Origin of the sequence: Microbacterium sp. Nx66 (assembly GCF_904066215.1) — a bacterium.
Lineage (GTDB): Bacteria > Actinomycetota > Actinomycetes > Actinomycetales > Microbacteriaceae > Microbacterium > Microbacterium meiriae.
Genome location: NZ_LR880474.1, coordinates 2,578,618 through 2,594,058 on the forward strand (window position 1 = coordinate 2,578,618; position 15,441 = coordinate 2,594,058).

19 protein-coding genes and 1 pseudogene are annotated in these 15,441 nt (G+C 65.7%); 12 read left to right on the forward strand and 8 right to left on the reverse strand.

Annotated features, from left to right (window positions below; translation table 11 throughout):
- Window positions 1-215 precede the first annotated feature (215 nt).
- Window positions 216-1,427, forward strand: a complete 1,212-nt coding sequence (locus tag MICNX66_RS12350) for an IS30 family transposase (protein WP_187662127.1) — start codon at window positions 216-218, stop codon at window positions 1,425-1,427.
- A gap of 125 nt (window positions 1,428-1,552) precedes the next feature.
- On the opposite strand, the gene MICNX66_RS12355 is transcribed toward MICNX66_RS12350, so the two are convergent.
- On the reverse strand, window positions 1,553-2,029 hold the full coding sequence (locus tag MICNX66_RS12355; RefSeq protein WP_232089073.1) for an AAA family ATPase: 477 nt from the start codon (window positions 2,027-2,029) through the stop codon (window positions 1,553-1,555).
- Between the two features lie 258 nt (window positions 2,030-2,287).
- Between MICNX66_RS12355 and MICNX66_RS12360 the strand changes: the two genes are divergently transcribed.
- From MICNX66_RS12360 to MICNX66_RS12380, 5 genes are all read left to right on the forward strand, one after another.
- Complete coding sequence (locus tag MICNX66_RS12360; protein WP_171467210.1) at window positions 2,288-2,887, forward strand: recombinase family protein; 600 nt, start codon at window positions 2,288-2,290, stop codon at window positions 2,885-2,887.
- 9 nt (window positions 2,888-2,896) lie between these two features.
- Window positions 2,897-3,163 (forward strand): hypothetical protein, encoded by a 267-nt coding sequence (locus tag MICNX66_RS12365; protein WP_187662128.1) that lies wholly within the window; start codon window positions 2,897-2,899, stop codon window positions 3,161-3,163.
- A 204-nt stretch (window positions 3,164-3,367) separates the two neighbouring features.
- Window positions 3,368-3,751: a hypothetical protein gene (locus tag MICNX66_RS12370; RefSeq protein WP_187662129.1), complete on the forward strand. Its 384-nt coding sequence runs from the start codon at window positions 3,368-3,370 to the stop codon at window positions 3,749-3,751.
- 409 nt (window positions 3,752-4,160) lie between these two features.
- Window positions 4,161-5,066 carry a hypothetical protein gene (locus tag MICNX66_RS12375; RefSeq protein ID WP_187662130.1) on the forward strand — a complete coding sequence of 302 codons (906 nt, stop codon included), beginning with the start codon at window positions 4,161-4,163 and terminating at the stop codon, window positions 5,064-5,066.
- Window positions 5,067-5,302: 236 nt separating this feature from the next.
- Complete coding sequence (locus tag MICNX66_RS12380) at window positions 5,303-5,527, forward strand: hypothetical protein (protein ID WP_187662131.1); 225 nt, start codon at window positions 5,303-5,305, stop codon at window positions 5,525-5,527.
- A gap of 69 nt (window positions 5,528-5,596) precedes the next feature.
- Here MICNX66_RS12380 and MICNX66_RS12385 read toward each other — a convergent pair whose 3' ends face one another.
- Window positions 5,597-6,409, reverse strand: a complete 813-nt coding sequence (locus tag MICNX66_RS12385) for a GIY-YIG nuclease family protein (RefSeq protein WP_187662132.1) — start codon at window positions 6,407-6,409, stop codon at window positions 5,597-5,599.
- Between the two features lie 200 nt (window positions 6,410-6,609).
- On the opposite strand from MICNX66_RS12385, the gene MICNX66_RS12390 reads away from it, so the two are divergent.
- Window positions 6,610-7,215, forward strand: a complete 606-nt coding sequence (locus MICNX66_RS12390; protein WP_187662133.1) for a hypothetical protein — start codon at window positions 6,610-6,612, stop codon at window positions 7,213-7,215.
- Window positions 7,216-7,223: 8 nt separating this feature from the next.
- Here the strand turns inward: MICNX66_RS12390 and MICNX66_RS12395 are convergent.
- Window positions 7,224-7,403, reverse strand: a pseudogene (locus MICNX66_RS12395) (integrase core domain-containing protein); the annotation flags it as partial.
- An 80-nt stretch (window positions 7,404-7,483) separates the two neighbouring features.
- On the opposite strand from MICNX66_RS12395, the gene MICNX66_RS12400 reads away from it, so the two are divergent.
- Window positions 7,484-7,921, forward strand: a complete 438-nt coding sequence (locus MICNX66_RS12400) for a hypothetical protein (protein WP_187662134.1) — start codon at window positions 7,484-7,486, stop codon at window positions 7,919-7,921.
- A gap of 13 nt (window positions 7,922-7,934) precedes the next feature.
- Window positions 7,935-8,378, forward strand: a complete 444-nt coding sequence (locus MICNX66_RS17065; protein WP_187662135.1) for a helix-turn-helix domain-containing protein — start codon at window positions 7,935-7,937, stop codon at window positions 8,376-8,378.
- Window positions 8,379-8,411: 33 nt separating this feature from the next.
- Here MICNX66_RS17065 and MICNX66_RS12410 read toward each other — a convergent pair whose 3' ends face one another.
- Both MICNX66_RS12410 and MICNX66_RS16920 read right to left on the reverse strand, forming a co-directional pair.
- Window positions 8,412-9,119 (reverse strand): glyoxalase, encoded by a 708-nt coding sequence (locus tag MICNX66_RS12410; RefSeq protein ID WP_187662136.1) that lies wholly within the window; start codon window positions 9,117-9,119, stop codon window positions 8,412-8,414.
- Window positions 9,120-9,368: 249 nt separating this feature from the next.
- Window positions 9,369-9,599, reverse strand: coding sequence for a hypothetical protein (locus MICNX66_RS16920; RefSeq protein ID WP_232089074.1), 231 nt, complete (start codon window positions 9,597-9,599; stop codon window positions 9,369-9,371).
- 263 nt (window positions 9,600-9,862) lie between these two features.
- Between MICNX66_RS16920 and MICNX66_RS16925 the strand changes: the two genes are divergently transcribed.
- The gene (locus MICNX66_RS16925) at window positions 9,863-10,348 is read left to right on the forward strand and encodes a M23 family metallopeptidase (protein WP_269474803.1); all 486 of its coding nucleotides are present in this window, start codon (window positions 9,863-9,865) and stop codon (window positions 10,346-10,348) included.
- On the opposite strand, the gene MICNX66_RS12420 is transcribed toward MICNX66_RS16925, so the two are convergent.
- Both MICNX66_RS12420 and MICNX66_RS12425 read right to left on the reverse strand, forming a co-directional pair.
- Window positions 10,345-11,331 carry an IS481 family transposase gene (locus MICNX66_RS12420; protein ID WP_187662137.1) on the reverse strand — a complete coding sequence of 329 codons (987 nt, stop codon included), beginning with the start codon at window positions 11,329-11,331 and terminating at the stop codon, window positions 10,345-10,347. The two genes, MICNX66_RS16925 and MICNX66_RS12420, sit on opposite strands and share 4 nt — an antisense overlap.
- 73 nt (window positions 11,332-11,404) lie before the next feature.
- The gene (locus tag MICNX66_RS12425; protein ID WP_187662138.1) at window positions 11,405-11,800 is read right to left on the reverse strand and encodes a RidA family protein; all 396 of its coding nucleotides are present in this window, start codon (window positions 11,798-11,800) and stop codon (window positions 11,405-11,407) included.
- 49 nt (window positions 11,801-11,849) lie between these two features.
- On the opposite strand from MICNX66_RS12425, the gene MICNX66_RS12430 reads away from it, so the two are divergent.
- Window positions 11,850-12,890, forward strand: a complete 1,041-nt coding sequence (locus tag MICNX66_RS12430) for a helix-turn-helix transcriptional regulator (RefSeq protein ID WP_232089075.1) — start codon at window positions 11,850-11,852, stop codon at window positions 12,888-12,890.
- Window positions 12,891-13,061: 171 nt separating this feature from the next.
- Here the strand turns inward: MICNX66_RS12430 and MICNX66_RS12435 are convergent, their stop codons facing one another.
- Window positions 13,062-13,967, reverse strand: coding sequence for a hypothetical protein (locus tag MICNX66_RS12435; protein ID WP_187662139.1), 906 nt, complete (start codon window positions 13,965-13,967; stop codon window positions 13,062-13,064).
- A 507-nt stretch (window positions 13,968-14,474) separates the two neighbouring features.
- On the opposite strand from MICNX66_RS12435, the gene MICNX66_RS12440 reads away from it, so the two are divergent.
- Window positions 14,475-15,140, forward strand: a complete 666-nt coding sequence (locus MICNX66_RS12440) for a hypothetical protein (protein ID WP_187662140.1) — start codon at window positions 14,475-14,477, stop codon at window positions 15,138-15,140.
- The last annotated feature ends 301 nt before the right edge of the window (window positions 15,141-15,441 follow it).

The window sequence follows — 15,441 nt, forward strand, 5'->3', positions numbered from 1 at the left end:
AACCCTGCCCCAACCACACCCAAGGGTTAGGAGACACGCCCTAGCTGAAAGCAGCGCAAGTCCCGCAGTGTCCGGGGGCAGGACCGACGCGCGCGCCGGTGACACCCTTCAACCTGAACCCTCGTCACTTACGCCGATAGCCCGGATAAGGGGGGGGCGGTCTCAACCCACCAACGCACCACGAGGGTCGATGATGCGTTGTCGTGGAGGCTGGGATGAGTGTGGTGACGTCGCTGCCAGCGGCAGTACAGGACGTCGTGTGGCAGGCATGGGGCGAGGGCGAGTCACTGCGGCGGATCGCCGATCGGGCCGGCGTCCCGTCGCATCACGTGCGCCGGTACTTGCTGCGTCATGGTGGGGTGCGACCCGCGTTGCCGAGACGCTCCCCACGGCATCTGAGTCCAGGTGAGCGGGAAGAGATCTCGCGTGGGATCGCTGCTGGTCTTTCTGCCCGGGCGATCGCCGAAGGGTTGGGGCGGTCGGCGTCGACGGTCTCGCGCGAGATCGCCCGCAACGGCGGCCGTGACGCCTACCGTGCGACGGTCGCCGATGAGCGTGCCCGCGTCGAAGCCCGGCGGTCGCGGGTGCCGCGTCTCGCGAGCGACGAGCGGCTGCGGGCGGTGGTGCTCTCGCGGCTCGAGCTGGACTGGTCCCCGCAGCAGATCGCGGCGTGGCTGCGCCGCGAACATCCCCACGAGCCGGGCATGTGGGTCTCGCACGAGACGATCTACCGCGCTGTCTATCTGCCGGCATCGCGGAACCTGCCGAAGAGCACGTACCAGCGGCTGCGGTCCGGTCGCACGATGCGCCGGCCCCGGCTCGTGAAGCGATCGCACGGGCGAGGGCATCTGCGCGACATGGTCTCCATCCACCACCGCCCCGCCACCGTGACCGACCGGCTCGAGCCGGGTCATTGGGAAGGTGACCTCGTCATGGGCAAGCGCCCGAGCGCGGTCGCGACCCTCGTCGAGCGCACCACCCGCTACCTGAAGATCGTGCCGCTGCCCGACGGGATCAAGGCCAAGGACGTCAGCATCGCGGTCGCCCGCGCCCTGTTCAACGTCCCACCCGGCATGTGCAAGTCCCTGACCTGGGACCGCGGCCGCGAGATGGCCGACCACGCCTTCCTCAGCGCACTCATCGACGCCCCGGTCTACTTCTGCGACCCCCGCAGCCCGTGGCAGCGCGGCACCAACGAGAACACTAACCGCCTCCTGCGCCAGTACCTCCCGCGGCGCACGAACATGAACGCGACGAGTAACGACGAGCTCGAACGCATCGAGAGGCTCCTCAACGAACGGCCTCGGCAGGTCCTTGAATGGGCGGCGCCGACGGAGAGGTTTCTTGAGACCGCAGCGGCGGCTCGAGAATTGCGCCGGTCGATGAGCAGATCCGACGCAGGCGTGCGAGCTGTAGCTGAGGAATGAAGCCGGGGCAGGCAATGAGAATCGGCGACTGTGATGTGTCTCTGCGAGACCGCCCACCGGGGATACCCCTTCGAGTCAGGAGGGCGACCAGCGTGGGCGTGGCGCCGGTCTGGGCGCAGCCACGATCACATCGGGCTTGTCACGTGGACGATCCTGAGTGGGCCTTCTTCAGGTGTGGGCGTCTCGAACCCGTCGATGTACGCGATCGCTCGCTCGCGCGACACAGCGATGTCGTCCGGGCCGGAGTTCTCGCGCTGGGCCAACCTGTCCAGGAGGATCGACCGCCTGGTGTCCAGGTAGTAGACGACCGGGACGACGCCGAGGGGGGCGCAGAGCCGCCTGAACTCATCGCGCGAGGCACGGGACCAGAACGAGGAGTCCACGACGACGCCCTTCCCCTGCTTCACACAGTCGACGAGCTTGTCCTGGAGCGTTCCGTTGACGACCTGGCGCGCGTCGTCGCCGATCGGGTGGGTCCGGTGCCCGAGGGCCCACGCCTCGCCGTCGAACGAGACCCTGACATAGCCCCGGGCCTCCAGGCCACGCGCGTAGGTCGACTTCCCCGATCCAGCCGGACCGCACATGAGGATGACCTGGTCCACGTAGCCAACCCTATGCGGGCTCAACGCAGGTGAGGGACAAAGGCGGTGACGCCCGGGTAGGAGTCGAGGGCTGCATGACCACCTACGGCCGACATCACCCGGAAATCCGCTTGACCATACCGCCGTGCCGTAAGCCGATCCCCTACCGAGACACCCCGCGCACGCCCACGCGGCGAGGCAGCACCTTGATGTCGACTGTCTCGATAGACCCGCTCGAAAATCTGCCGGTGAGGGCTGCCTATCTGCGACACTCACGGCATGACCGCGACGCTCATCGGGTACGCACGCTGCTCGACCGCCGAACAAGACCTCACCGCCCAACGCCAAGCGCTCGAGACGATGGGAGTCGACCCGAGACGCGTCTACGTCGACCAGGGCGCGACCGGCACCCACCGCGACCGGCCCGGGCTCCGCGAGGCCCTGGCCGCGACCCGGTCCGGGGACACGCTCGTGGTGACCAAGCTCGATCGCCTCGCCCGCTCGATCCGCGACGCGCGCGACATCGTCGACGAGCTCACCACCCACGGCGTCCGGCTGCAGATCGGAGGCACCGTCCACGACCCCAACGACCCGGTTGGCCGGCTGCTGCTCAACGTGCTCGCGATGGTCGCCGAGTTCGAGGCTGACCTGATCCGCGCCCGCACCCGCGAAGGCATGGCCATCGCGAAGGCAAAGGGCAAGCTCAAGGGCCGCAAGCCCAAGCTCACTCCTGCCCAGGAGCGTCACCTCGTCGACCTCCACCACGCCGGCAACCACACCTCCGCCGAGATCGCCGAGCTCTTCGGGGTCTCCCGCGCGACCGTCTACCGCGCCGTCGGACGTGCTCGACCTCTGGCAGCACGCTCGGGCGAGGCCTAGCCTCGATCCATGTGGAGACGTCATAAGCCGAAGCCGCTGAATGAGGTCGATCGCTGGATCAACGAGGGCCAGTCTGCCACCGTCGAGGACCGGCTCAACACCATCGCGCACCAGCACGCCGGACACTCGGAAGACGAGGTCCGAACCGCGCTGCAGTCCGCGAGGATCCCAGCTCCCGCGTCGGTGATCGACGGGCTCGCGTCCCGGATCTCTGTCCTCGAGCCCGCCCAAGGGACACGGGCCACGGTGCGCATGCGCACCCACGATCCCCGCTGAGCTCGACGCTAGAGTTCCTCGGAGTGAAGGTGGTGCGTTGATCGGTTGAGACCGCCGGGTCTTATCGTGCCCAATGGGCCAGACGTTGAAGTGAGGTGGGGCTGAGTTGCTGATCGGCGTCTGAGCAGTGCTCGAGCGGGATCGCGAGGGGTCGATCGTCTGCAAAGTAGATTCGGGCAGCAACCGGACCGATACGCTTCGACCGTGAACATGAAGTCGCTCGCCGCCGTCGCTGTCCTCGCTACCCTCCTCCTGAGTGGATGCTCAGCAACGACGAAGCCGTCGTTGCTCGACGCCCCCGAGGGGTACCAGAACATTGAGAATGAACTCGCAATTCGCGAGGCCCCGGACGGTACCGCGTGCTCTATCTCGAGCGTCGGATGCCGTGTTGTGGAGGCGTTCGCGATCCAGGACTGCCCGAATGGCGCCTACATCGAGGCGAGGGTGCTGGACGGGGGTGGCGTCGTCATCGGTATGACGAACGCCACGCTCCCCGCTCTTAAGGCTGGTGACTATGGCAGGTTCGAGATGCTGATCTCGGAAGCCGGAGCTGCGAGCACGGAGCTATCGACCCTGAGGTGCAACTAAGCGAGGGCGACGGCGGGCTTCACGTGATCTCGCCAGCCTTCAGGGCGCGCTTGATCTCCTTCAGCGATCGCCAGGGGCGACTGCTCCCGTAGTGACGTTTCTGGAGTCGGAAGCCGCCTGCCCCCGCAACCGGGCGATCCAGGGCGGCGCTGTATAGCTCGCCGCGACCGGTGGCGCACCGCTCTTTGCGCTGGGCCTGATCTGGGGCAGCGTGATCGTTGCAGGAATCCTGCTCCTGCGCGCCCGCGGCCGAGCGCATACCACCTGACGCACACCAAAGAGCGGTGCAGACCGGGTGGGTGTGCCCGCTCTTCGATTAGGCGGTGAGGAACGCGCAATGTCGCCCTGTCGCTTGTAGCGCGCAGCCGCTAATCATCGTAGGACGGGTCGGGTCGATAGGATTCGGCTCATGAACGAGCAATCCGCGGCGTCGGAGCCAGGGTCGGCGGGGCACCGTAAACGGAACCTGATCATCGCGGCTGTCGCCGTGGTGGCTCTTGTTGCTGCAGGCATCACGACGAGTGTCGTTGTAGCGGATGCGAATGCTCGCGCCGAGGCCCAGGCTGCAGCCGATGCGCAAGCCGAGGCTGAGCGCGTCCAGGCGGAACAGGACCATGCAGACGCACTCGAAGAGGCGCAGACCGCGTTGGAAGCGGGCGAGTCTCGCTACGCCGAGTCAGAACCCTACGGCGACGCTGCGAAGCGGGAAGAGCTTCGGACGGAGATCGACGCCCTCATCAAGTTGCTCGACTCGTCGGAGCCGACGACCGGGGAGTTGAAGGACGCGGCGACCTCTGTGGACATCGCAATCCTGTTGGTTGGTTCGAAAGAGCAACGCGATGCAGAGCTGGCAGCTGCGGCGGAGAAGGCGCTCGACAATCAGTACGAGACCATGGCGGCGTCATTCGAGGGGAACGGGACGTCCTCTCCATTCGACGGCCGCGAGTACTGCGAGTACCTGCATGAGTACTACACCCCAGACAACGTGTATCCGATGTTGTGGGGAGACCAGACCGAGTCACGTCAGATTGATATCGCCGCGGTGCGCGTGTATTGCCCGGAGTTTGCTCCGAAAATGGACATGGTGCTCGGTGGCTTTTACGACGGTGATCACATCGTCGGTCAGACGATCCAGCCGGGGACGTACCGAACGGCGGCGGGAGTGAAGGACTGCTATTGGGAGCGCAACGACGGCTCCGGTGACATCCTCGACAACAACTTCGTCGGAGCAGCGCACAACGGCGTCACAGTGACCGTGAACGCGGGCGAGGGCTTCACGACGAACGGCTGCGGCCTCTGGATTCCTGTGGGGTAGTAGGAGACCCTGGCGACCGCTCCCTTCCGCTCGATTGCTGGGAAGCGTTGACGAACTGCCCCAGCAATCGAGCACAGCAGAGCGGTGAGAATCCGCGTGATTCTGGAGAAGCCGCGTGCGGGGTCATAAGGGGTGGCGACCCGTCGGGGCTTATGACCCCGAGCTAGATCGCGTAATAGCATGCACGTTGTTGAGCTCAGAGGAGTGGTCAGCGCGGAGTGCGATACGTTCGGGGCATGGTGAAGCAGTTCGATGACCTCTCTTCGGCGCTCCGAGAGTTCAGGATGCCCATGGAGAACCACACCGCGATCTACCAGATCAAGAACGTGGTCGGGGGATTCGCGCCCGGGATCAAGGTGCGCAAAGACCTGATCATCGCTCAGCGCCTCGACGGCAAGCCTGAGATCAGATCGGGTTGGGATCCGTTAGCGGCTTCATCTCTGAGGAGGAAGCCGCGGTAGCTGCGGGCGGGCGTTCGAAGCGCCCGAGCGATCGCGGTAACGGCTTGTGGCGTGTGGACCTGCCTGTGCTCAGCCGCGGTTGAGTCCGTGGGTGATGCTGTCCAGCGCTCGCTTGAAGTGACTCTCAGCGGCGTTGATATCCCGGAGTGGCGTCGAGGGGTCGAAGACCCGAAGTAGCGAGTATCGGAAGGTCGATGGATCGCGCTCCCTCAGCGCGACGTTGCCGCCGTGTCCGTTGGCGGCGTAGGTGCGCCAGCGCTGCAGGATATTCTCGGCGCCGTCTGCCTTGCCGACGTAGTGACGTCCGTCGCGAGTGTCGGTGATCAGATAAATGCCGACAATCGATGAGAGCGCCGTCTGCCAGGCGGCGTACCGGCGCTCCTTCACGACTGCCTTCAGCATCTCGTACGAGACGATCAGTCGGTCAAAGCCCGGGAACCGAGGAGGCTGAGCGTCCGCGACCTCGAGCACCGGGTATGTTGCTGCCGTAGCGCCGTAGACGCGCCATACCCGTCCAGCTTTCCACCCGATCACGAGTCGGCCGAGCAAGTCGCGCAAGTGATCAGTCTCCGCGAGGTCAAACTCGCGGAGCTCGCCGTCGTTGGAGATCTCCCCACGGTTTTCGACGACGCGCCAGAGGCGCCCACGATCACCCCCTTCGGGCACGAGCACAACCCACACTCGCGGAGGGGTCACGGGGAAGATCTGCGACTTAGCTGACTGACGGCGCGTGTACGCGAGAATCTCGTCGTCCGTGGAGCCTGCATGTACGCCGGCGAGGCGGCTCGATGTCGGCTCGGCGTTGTAGGCGTGCCTGATGACCAGCACGTCCTGGATAGGCAGAGACTCCGAGTCGAGGACCGTTCCGAGCGTCAAGGACATGCATCCGAGACTATCGACCACGTGAGATGGGTTGCGTTACGACCCAGCGTCTGGCCAGTCGGCGAGAAAGACCGCACTGTTCTGGCCCTCGCAAGATACTGGACCTCTTTTCGCGGTCCGTTGAAACCTCGACTCGGATGCAGTGGACTGACGCCATGCGATCTGCGATCCCAATGCCCGATAACCCGTGGCCTCACGACATGACGATCACCGTCGAGGATCGCCCCCATGCGCTGCTCGAGCTGCTGTGGCTTCGAGAAGCTCACTCTCTGAACCCGGACGGCGAAGACCTGCCGCCGCATCTGGTCCGCACGCCCGTCCCGGCCGCAACCGCGGTTTATCAGGCGACACGCGCTCGATGGTCGCGGGGATGGTCGGGAGTCTGGGACGAAGTCCTGGCACATGCCGGTACCGAGCCCGACCGAGCTCTGGTCGACAACGTCTTCAGCGCCGAGGCGAGCGACCCCGACCGTGCGAGGCTTCTTCGGCAGCTGACCGGACCGAGTGTGAGTGACCAGTTCGGCGCTGAGGTGTTCGATGACGCGACGTACCAGGAGTGGGACCGACTCGGTTTCGAATCCCACGTGGCATCACGACCGACGGTGCTGGCGAACAGCCCCGAGCGTCGGAGCGTGGCGGTGTTGGCCGACGCATGGCGACGGGGCCTGACCAAGGTGGTGACCGTGCCCTGTGTTGGAACGCACGTGAGGCAGATTGGACCGCACGCACTTCTCGTAACCGAAGAGGTGCGCGGCGACAGGGCAGCATACGAGAACGCTCTCAGATCCTTTGCCCCTGCGGTGTAGCCGTACAGCTAGGTGTACTGATCGGGGACGTTGGTCAATCGAGACATGGGCGGTTGGTTCCCGCAAGCTGTGTGCGGGCGATGCTGGTTGTAGTGGTGGAGCCACCCGGACAACGCGTTCCGGCGTTCCTGCTCGCTGCGGTAGCAGCGGGCATAGGCCCACCCGTCGGTCATCGTGCGGTGGAACCGGCGAGCTGGCGATAGGGAGAGGCGCAGCAGATGACTGAACGACACACGTATGAGGCCACCGCGCGCCGCGACGGGCGCTGGTGGCTCGTGGAAGTGCCCGAGCTCGACACCGTCGGTCAGGCACGCAGTACCGCGAGGTCGAGGAGGTCGCCCGCGAGGTTATCGGGCTCTTCCTCGACGTCGAGCCCGACGCCTTCGACGTCAACGTCTCGATCGAGATCCCCGAGAACGCCCGCGCGGCGTGGGAGGAATCCAAGAAGCGCGAAGCACTAGCTCGCACCGAGAGCGAAGCGGCCGCTGCCCTCGCTCGTCGCGCCATCGCCACCCTCCGCGCGGACGGCCTCACCTTCCGCGACGCCGGAGCCGTACTCGGCCTCTCCCCGCAGCGCGTCCAACAGCTCGCCGCAGACATTGCTGTGCACAAGGACGGGTCCTTCACTGCCAAATTCAAGGTCAAGGAACGCCGCGGAGCCAGCGCTGTGGAGTCGCATCGCCGTACTGGCGCAGCGAGCAGATAGAGGAGTGGCACCGATGGACGACCACTACATCGACATCGGCGATGGCGATACCTTCACCCTCGCGCCGGACCCTGCGCCGATGGTTCCGCAGCATCTGTTGAAGCCTTCGTCTGGTCGGTATCTGAGCCCGATGGAGCGGGCGACGATCATGGTCGCCGACCGTCAGGGGCAATCCGTCTGGTCGATCGCGGCGATGCTCGGCCGGGCCCCATCGACGATCAGTCGTGAGCTGCGGCGCAAGCGGCGGCACTGGATGCCGCGTTACCACGCCTGGCAGCCGCAGTTATGGGCCGAGTCCCGAACGATACGGCCGCAGCCGCGGAAGCTGGAGCAGAACGAGCGGTTACTGGACGCTGTGTGGGCGATCTGTCAGCTCGACATCGATGCGCAGGCCGTCACGCCCGACACCCTCCGTCAGGCCCTGTCCGAGCGAGCGCAACGGGTGGCCGCCCTGTAACAGTCGCAACCGGGACGTATTCGGCACGTCGCGTCAGGAGACGCCGCTGATCCCATTGATGGTCGTCTGATCGACTCCGCGGTCGAGAAGTGAGCGGACCAGCTCCGGCCGACGCTCAGCCGCGCCGGCCGCCTCAGCGAGTTCGAGCATCCACATGAGGGCAGTCACGGTGTCTGCGTCGGTGTCACTGGACTTCGGTCGTCTCAGAGCGGAGTCGAGTGCTCGGAACGCCGCCCGCGCGTCCTCGCGGAAGTCGCGTAGTATGCGCGCACTGTCGAGGGCCTTCGCCAGCCCGACGAGATCAGGCGAGCCGCCATACTCGAGGGCACGAGGTTCGCCCCGCTGCACGAAGATGATGTTGTTGCCATCGGGATCCACGAGCGTGAATCGGGAGGCGCCAGGGCGCAGTCTGGTGATCCGCGGGCGCCCCATGGCCGGCACACGACCGAGCACTCGCTTCAGCGCCGCGGCGAAGTGAGCGTGGTACGGAACGACATCGTCCACCGCAACGAGACACGCGAAGTCCTCGCGATCAGGATCGGCGCCCTCGGGGCGGCGGGTGAAATGCACATCAAGGTTGCGCCAGGACAGCGCGAGGTAGGGGTAGGGCTTCGCCTGACGGTGGAGCAAAAGGAACCCCAAGTCGGTGTAGAACTCGACGGTCCGCTCGGCATCGTCGCTGGGAAGCATTGGCACCGCCAGCTCATTGACGGGCAGGGTGATGCTGTCGGCTGTGGTCATGGGCAATCTCCTTCGGTGGAAGCTGCGACGGCATGAGCGAGTAGTCAACAATAGTGACGGGCCCCGACACGTGCGCCTCGTGTTCCGCGCCGGCGCCCGGTCGCCCCGGCGCGGAGCGCTACAGTCCTTTCGGGCAGGGCGATACCGTGCGGCTGCCGGGCGCCTTGAATGCGGGAAAGTTCATTTTGGTGAACGAGGGGCGACCTTCGGCCTAGCCTGTTGGCCAGTGAGCGCCGCAGGCAAGGGCCGCTACGTCGTCGGGATCGCCGTCGCGATCCCCGCCGGCGTCGTCGCCAGCCTACTGAGCTTCGTCCTGTTCATCGCCTCCCCCAGCTGCGCCAGCAGCGGCGTCTCGGTCGACGGGACGAACCTGCCCGCCGTCGACGGCTTCGACGCCGAACAGCTCGGCAACGCCGCGGCGATCGCCAACGCCGGCGCCGCGCTCGGCGTCAGCCAGCAGGGGCAGACCATCGCGATCATGACCGCGATCGGCGAATCCAGCCTCCACGTCCTCGACTACGGCGACCAGGCCGGCCCGACTCCCGCGGCCTGTTCCAGCAGCGCGACAGCTGGGGCAGCCTCGCTGACCGAATGGACCCCGCGAAGTCGGCCACGTTCTTCTACGAGCGGCTCCTGCAGGTCCCCAACTGGGAGACGCTCGAGCCGACCATCGCCGCGCACCGCGTCCAGATCAACGCCGACCCGTCCACTACGAGCGCTTCTACCCGGCCGCTCAGAAGATCATGGCGGCCTTCGGAGGATCGGTCTCGTCCTGCCAGGCCAGGCCCGCCGGCGTCGTGAACGCCCAAGGATGGGCGAAGCCCGCCGAGGGCCCACTCACAGACGGCTACGGCCCCCGAGAGACCCTCTGCGGCCCTGGAGGCTGCTCAGGAGGCTTCCACTACGGCACCGACATCGGCGCCGCCTGCGACGCCCCCATCTACGCCGCCCGCGCCGGCACCGTCGTCTACGCCGCGCCCCTCGGCACCTACGGGCACTGGATCCTCATCGACCACGGCAACGGCCTCTCCAGCGGCTACGCGCACATGTTCGCTGATGGGGTCCTCGTGAAGGCCGGCGACACCGTGAAGGCCGGCCAGAACATCGGCAAGGTCGGCACCGATGGCGCATCCACCGGCTGCCACCTCCACTTCGAGCTCCGCGTCGACGGCCAGCGGGTCGACCCCGACCCGCTCCCCTACCTCGCCAACGTCGGGATCACCTTCTAGATGTACTGATCGGGGACGTTGGTCAATCGAGACATGGGCGGTTGGTTCCCGCAAGCTGTGTGCGGGCGATGCTGGTTGTAGTGGTGGAGCCACCCGGACAACGCGTTCCGGCGTTCCTGCTCGCTGCGGTAGCAGCGGGCATAGGCCCACCCGTCGGCCATCGTGCGGTGGAACCGCTCCACCTTGCCGTTCGTTCGCGGCCGATACGGGCGTGTTCGTTTCGGGACGATCGAGAGTGTCCCGCACGTATCGCGCCATAGGCCGGACCGGTACGCGCCGCCGTTGTCTGACAGCACCCGCTCGATGGTGACTCCGCGGCTGGCGAACCACGTCACGGCGCGCTGCAATACGTCGACGGCAGTCACCGTTGATTCATCGTCTCTGATCTCCGTGCACGCCACTCGGGAGTGGTCATCGATAACGGTGTGCACGAAGGCATACCCGAGCTTCGGACCGCCGTACCGATTGCGCGGCTTGTCCGGGGTGGCGGCGCGGTTCTTCTCGCCTTGCTGGCGGCCGACGTAGCGCCAGCCTCCACCGTCGGGAACGTTACCGATCTTCTTCACGTCTACGCGCACCAGCGATCCTGGGTGAGGGTGCCCGTACCTGCGGATCGGCTCTCCGGTCGCGCGGTCGACGTAGGAGAGCCTATTCAAGCGCGCGCTGGTCAGGATGCGGTGCACGGTTGACGGCGCAATTCCAAGCCGCGCAGCGAGCTGGATCGGACCCTCCCGCAATCTCATTCGGAGACTCAGGCACCGCTTCGTCACCTTCTGGCTCGTCTTGCCGGGTGAGTTTCTCGGCCGCGAGGATCGATCCTGCATCGTCTCGCCGGCACGGTAGCGATCGGCCCACCGCTTGACGGTAGGCCAGGCGACCTGGAAACGCGCGGCAACTTCACTGATCGGCCAGCCATCATCAACGACCAGGCGAGCAACTTTCAATCGGTGACGGGGCGTCAGCGCCGCGTTCGCGTGGGGCACTTTTCTCCTTCCGTTGTTAAGACGGCCAGCGGCGTTCGCCACTGGCCGTCTCTTGGTGAGGGTGCTGGTGCCGCTACGCGACGGCTGTTCCTTCGAGTTCGATCAGCTGGCCCGGGATAGCAAGGCGGGTGACCTCAAGCATCGTGGTGGTCGGCGCGACTCCAGCAGCTCCGAGCCTCCCCGCGAGCACCCCGTAGTGCGGGAATAGTGCGTCGACGTCGGTGGTGTACACGTTGAGGCGGACCAGGTTGGACAGAGACATCTCGGCCCCCGTGAGGACTGCTTCGAGGTTGTCGACCGCCAGAGCGAGTTGTGCGGCCATGTCGCCGTCGTGTTCGGGTCGGCCGGCCGCACTCATCGCGGTCTGACCCGAGATGTACAGCGTGCGCGTCTCCCCAGATACGACCTCGCCCTGGTTGAAACCCATCTCCTGAGACCACGTCACCGGGTTGACTGCTGTCCGTTCCATTGCCACTCCATTCGGTTCTCCCGCCGACGTCCGTCGGCGTACGAGCGCCATGACCGACGCTCGAATACAACTCTCTCGACGAATCACGACACCCTGTGTCGTGTATTTCGGCAAGGATGTCCGTATGCGTGCAGATCGGCTTGTGTCGCTGGTGCTCCTCCTGCGCCAGAGGGGCCGCATGACAGCGGACGAGATCTCGGCAGAGTTGGAGGTGTCCACGCGAACGGTGCTGCGCGACATGGATGCCCTCTCAACCGCAGGCGTCCCGATCTACGTCGACCGAGGCCGCCACGGCGGCTTCTCGCTGCTGGCCGGGTTCCGAACCGAATTGACCGGCCTCAACCACGACGAAGCGCTTGCATTACTTACCGCCGGCTCGGGACGCGGTGAGAAGATTTTCGGGCTCAGCGCACCACTCGCCTCCGCTATGCGCAAAGTCGTCGACGCATTACCTGAGGCGCACCGAGAGAAGGTGGGCGATGCAGCCCGACGATTTCTCGTGGAACCCGAGATCGACCTGCTTTCACGGCGGCTGATCTCTGAGGACATGGCCGAGGGGGTGATGAACGACGTCCGCCGAGCCGTGCTCTCCGGCAGAAAACTCCGCTTCGACTACGCGCCCCCCGACAAACCACCACGCTCGCACACTGTCGATCCGATCGGCCTCGTCACCGTCCGCGGCCGCATCTATCTCCTCGCCGCGAAGTCAGGCGAGGACCGAACCTACCGAGTGTCGCGGATGCTGAGCGCCGAACAGCTTCCCCAGGCAGCGGATCGTCTCACCCAAGTCGACCTCGACCGTATCTGGGCTGAACGGAGCGCGCAGTTCCTTTCCGAGAACCACCTACCCGTGATCGTCAGAGTCCGATCGTCACGACGAGAAGAACTGCTGAATACCGCACGCGCGCTCCGGGTCGAAGAACCAGAACCCGACGGCTGGCTTCGCCTCGACGTGGCATTCGAGGACCTACGCCACGCGGTCTGGGCGATATGGCAGCTCGACATCGATGCGCAAGTCATCTCTCCAGAAACCCTTCGCGAGGCTCTCACCGAACGAGCTCGGCAAGTGTCCGCCCTCTATCAGTCGTGACCGTCGCTCGTCCGATTCACCGCGCACCGTCCCCGTTCGATCAACGTCCCCGGTCAGTACAGCTAGGGACGTCCAGAGTGATCGAACCGTCACCTACGGGGATCCCCTGATCGAAACGACGACGAAGAGACGCCCGTTGGTGCGTACGGGCGTCTCTTCGGATGTCGACGATCAGCCACGCGAGCTGGTCACCTCGTACTCAGCGACCAGCGCCTTCGCCGCGGCGAGGAACTCGGGGTCGATGCGGACGTCGCGAAGGATCTCCAGCAGGTCCTTGCCGGATGCCGCCGGGCGGTGGTCGCTGGCGTTGACGCCGGCGAGGTAGTCGCTGGCGAATCGTCCCTCGAAGCCGTCGCGGCCGCTCTGTTCGGAGAGCCAGACGTGGAAGGGCGACCACGCAGGGCGTGCCTGCACGGGGATTGTCAGCTCGTCGTCGAACGGATCGCCGTTGCTGGCTCGCTCGATCACCGCGGTGAGGCGCGCGTGGCCGGGAGGCTGGAAGTGGGCGCCGTTGCGGCGTCCGATGCGCACGGGGTGGCCGGCGCGCATGAAGTCGACTTCCTCGCGCAGCAGGTAGACCGTGACGTTGCGGCTCTCGCCGGCGTCGCCGCTCTCGCGAATGGGGAGGCCGAGTACAGCGGCAGCCCAGATCAGTGCGCCGTTGGGCAGGTAGCCGCCCACGGTGCGCCCGAGCAGCTCCTCAGCCATGTGCTTGAGGGTGTAGCTGCCGACTTCGTTCCTCTCGTGCTGGTCGGAGGCGCTGACCGGGGTGAACATCCGGAGGAACTCGACGGCGAGCAGAGTCTCACGCAGAAGGTCGGCCGAGAGCTCGTGGACCATCGGCTCGTCGTCCATGAGACCTCGGCGGCCGAAGACGGTCGAGGAGTGCCTCGAGCCGATGATCGGGTGCTCCTCGAGCACCCGAAGCAGGTCGCGCACGACGATGCGGTCGCCGAGGATGCCCTGGTGGAGCGGATCCTCGATTAGGCGCAGCGCCTCGGTGTGCTTCACGCCGGCGGCATCGCGCCAGGCCTTCGCGTCGCGGGAGATCGCCGGGTGACGGTCGGTGTTGGTCATCTCGTACTCATTTCTGGACGTCGCATCCCACGCCTGCGAGGTCCTCATGAGGAGGTGACTCGGCAGGTACTGCAGCTCTGGATCCGCCTTGGTTGTCCTCTGCGTTCGACCCGCGTGGGGGATCGGACTTGGAGCGTGGCGGTCCAGACCGCCGAAGTATCAGTGTAGCTTCGGGATCCGACGTCCGGGGTTAGCGGACCCTGACGATCAGGGACGACGAGGAGACCGCCTGGGTGAGCGGCGCTGCTCAGGCGACCGCTCATGCGCTTGATTGCTGGGGGGCTTCGTCGGAGTGCCCCAGCAATCGAGCACTCGGGAGCGCATGAAAACCGCGGAATCATGCGGAAGTTCATCACGGGGTCATAAGCACTCACGGCACCGCCGGGCTTATGACCCCGCGCGTCCGACCTCGTCAGTAGGCCCGCGACATGGGACAGGCGCAGCACTTCGAGAAGAGCTCGAACTGGAAGGCGAAGAGTATCTTCGTGGCTACGCCATAATGACGCCATGGGTTTCGGTGCAGATGTCGAGCGAATCCGCCTCGAGCGGGCTGAGGCGGAGTCTCGGGAGGGCAATGAGGCACGGGCCTTCATTGCCGAACTCGAGGAGTTGTGGCGCGACGCGCACGAGTATTGGTCGTCGAAGACGAAGCGATTCACAGCGGACGAGGTCGGATGGATACTGCACGGAAGTAGGTATGTGCCGGTCGGCGGCGACGAGCTCGTACCTCTCCCCATTTTTCCGCAGCGTGTGGTGAAGGGTGCTCGCACGCGCACTGATTTTGATCGGGGGTACGCGCCCGAAACGATCTCAGCGCCTGGCTTCGTGGTCCTGGACGGGATCGCGATCTGCGACCCGGGACAGCTTCGTCCCATGGCTCCTCGGATCGATCTCGGCATGGCTCGCCAGCACGCAGAACAGGTGTTCCGTACGGGCGGCTTCTTCGATCTGCCTATCCACGAACTTCCTACGCCATCCCCGTTTGCGGAGTCGGCTCAGCAGGTCGCTTTTGCCGAATTTACGACCGGGACGCACGTGATCTTCGGGCGGGGGGCTGAGTCTTCGATCGATGCGTACGTCCTGGCACCCTCCGCCAGTGGATGGGCGCACAAGGGCACCTTGAGAAATCTGGTTGCAGGAGCCCTCGCAGACGCGATCGACAAGCACGGCTGAACGAAGCCATCGCTTCGCGCGAGCGGTGCTGGAGCCGAAGGATCGTCGATGAAGCCGGACGAGCGAGCTCAAGCTGAAGCCCGGTCATTCACGGGAGAAGTCGGTCGAGATGCGAGCTGCAGTAGGGGCGCTCGTCGCGCGGCCGCCGCGTCACGAGCTCTGCGGTTGAGGGGAGTTGATGTCGCCGCATGTCCAGCACTGCCAGAGGTATCCCGGTTCGACTCGAATCCAATCCATCGAGCGGTCACACCGCGAACAGAGCTCCCGGTCGGTGGGAGGCTCAGGGTCCGGGGAGGCGTAC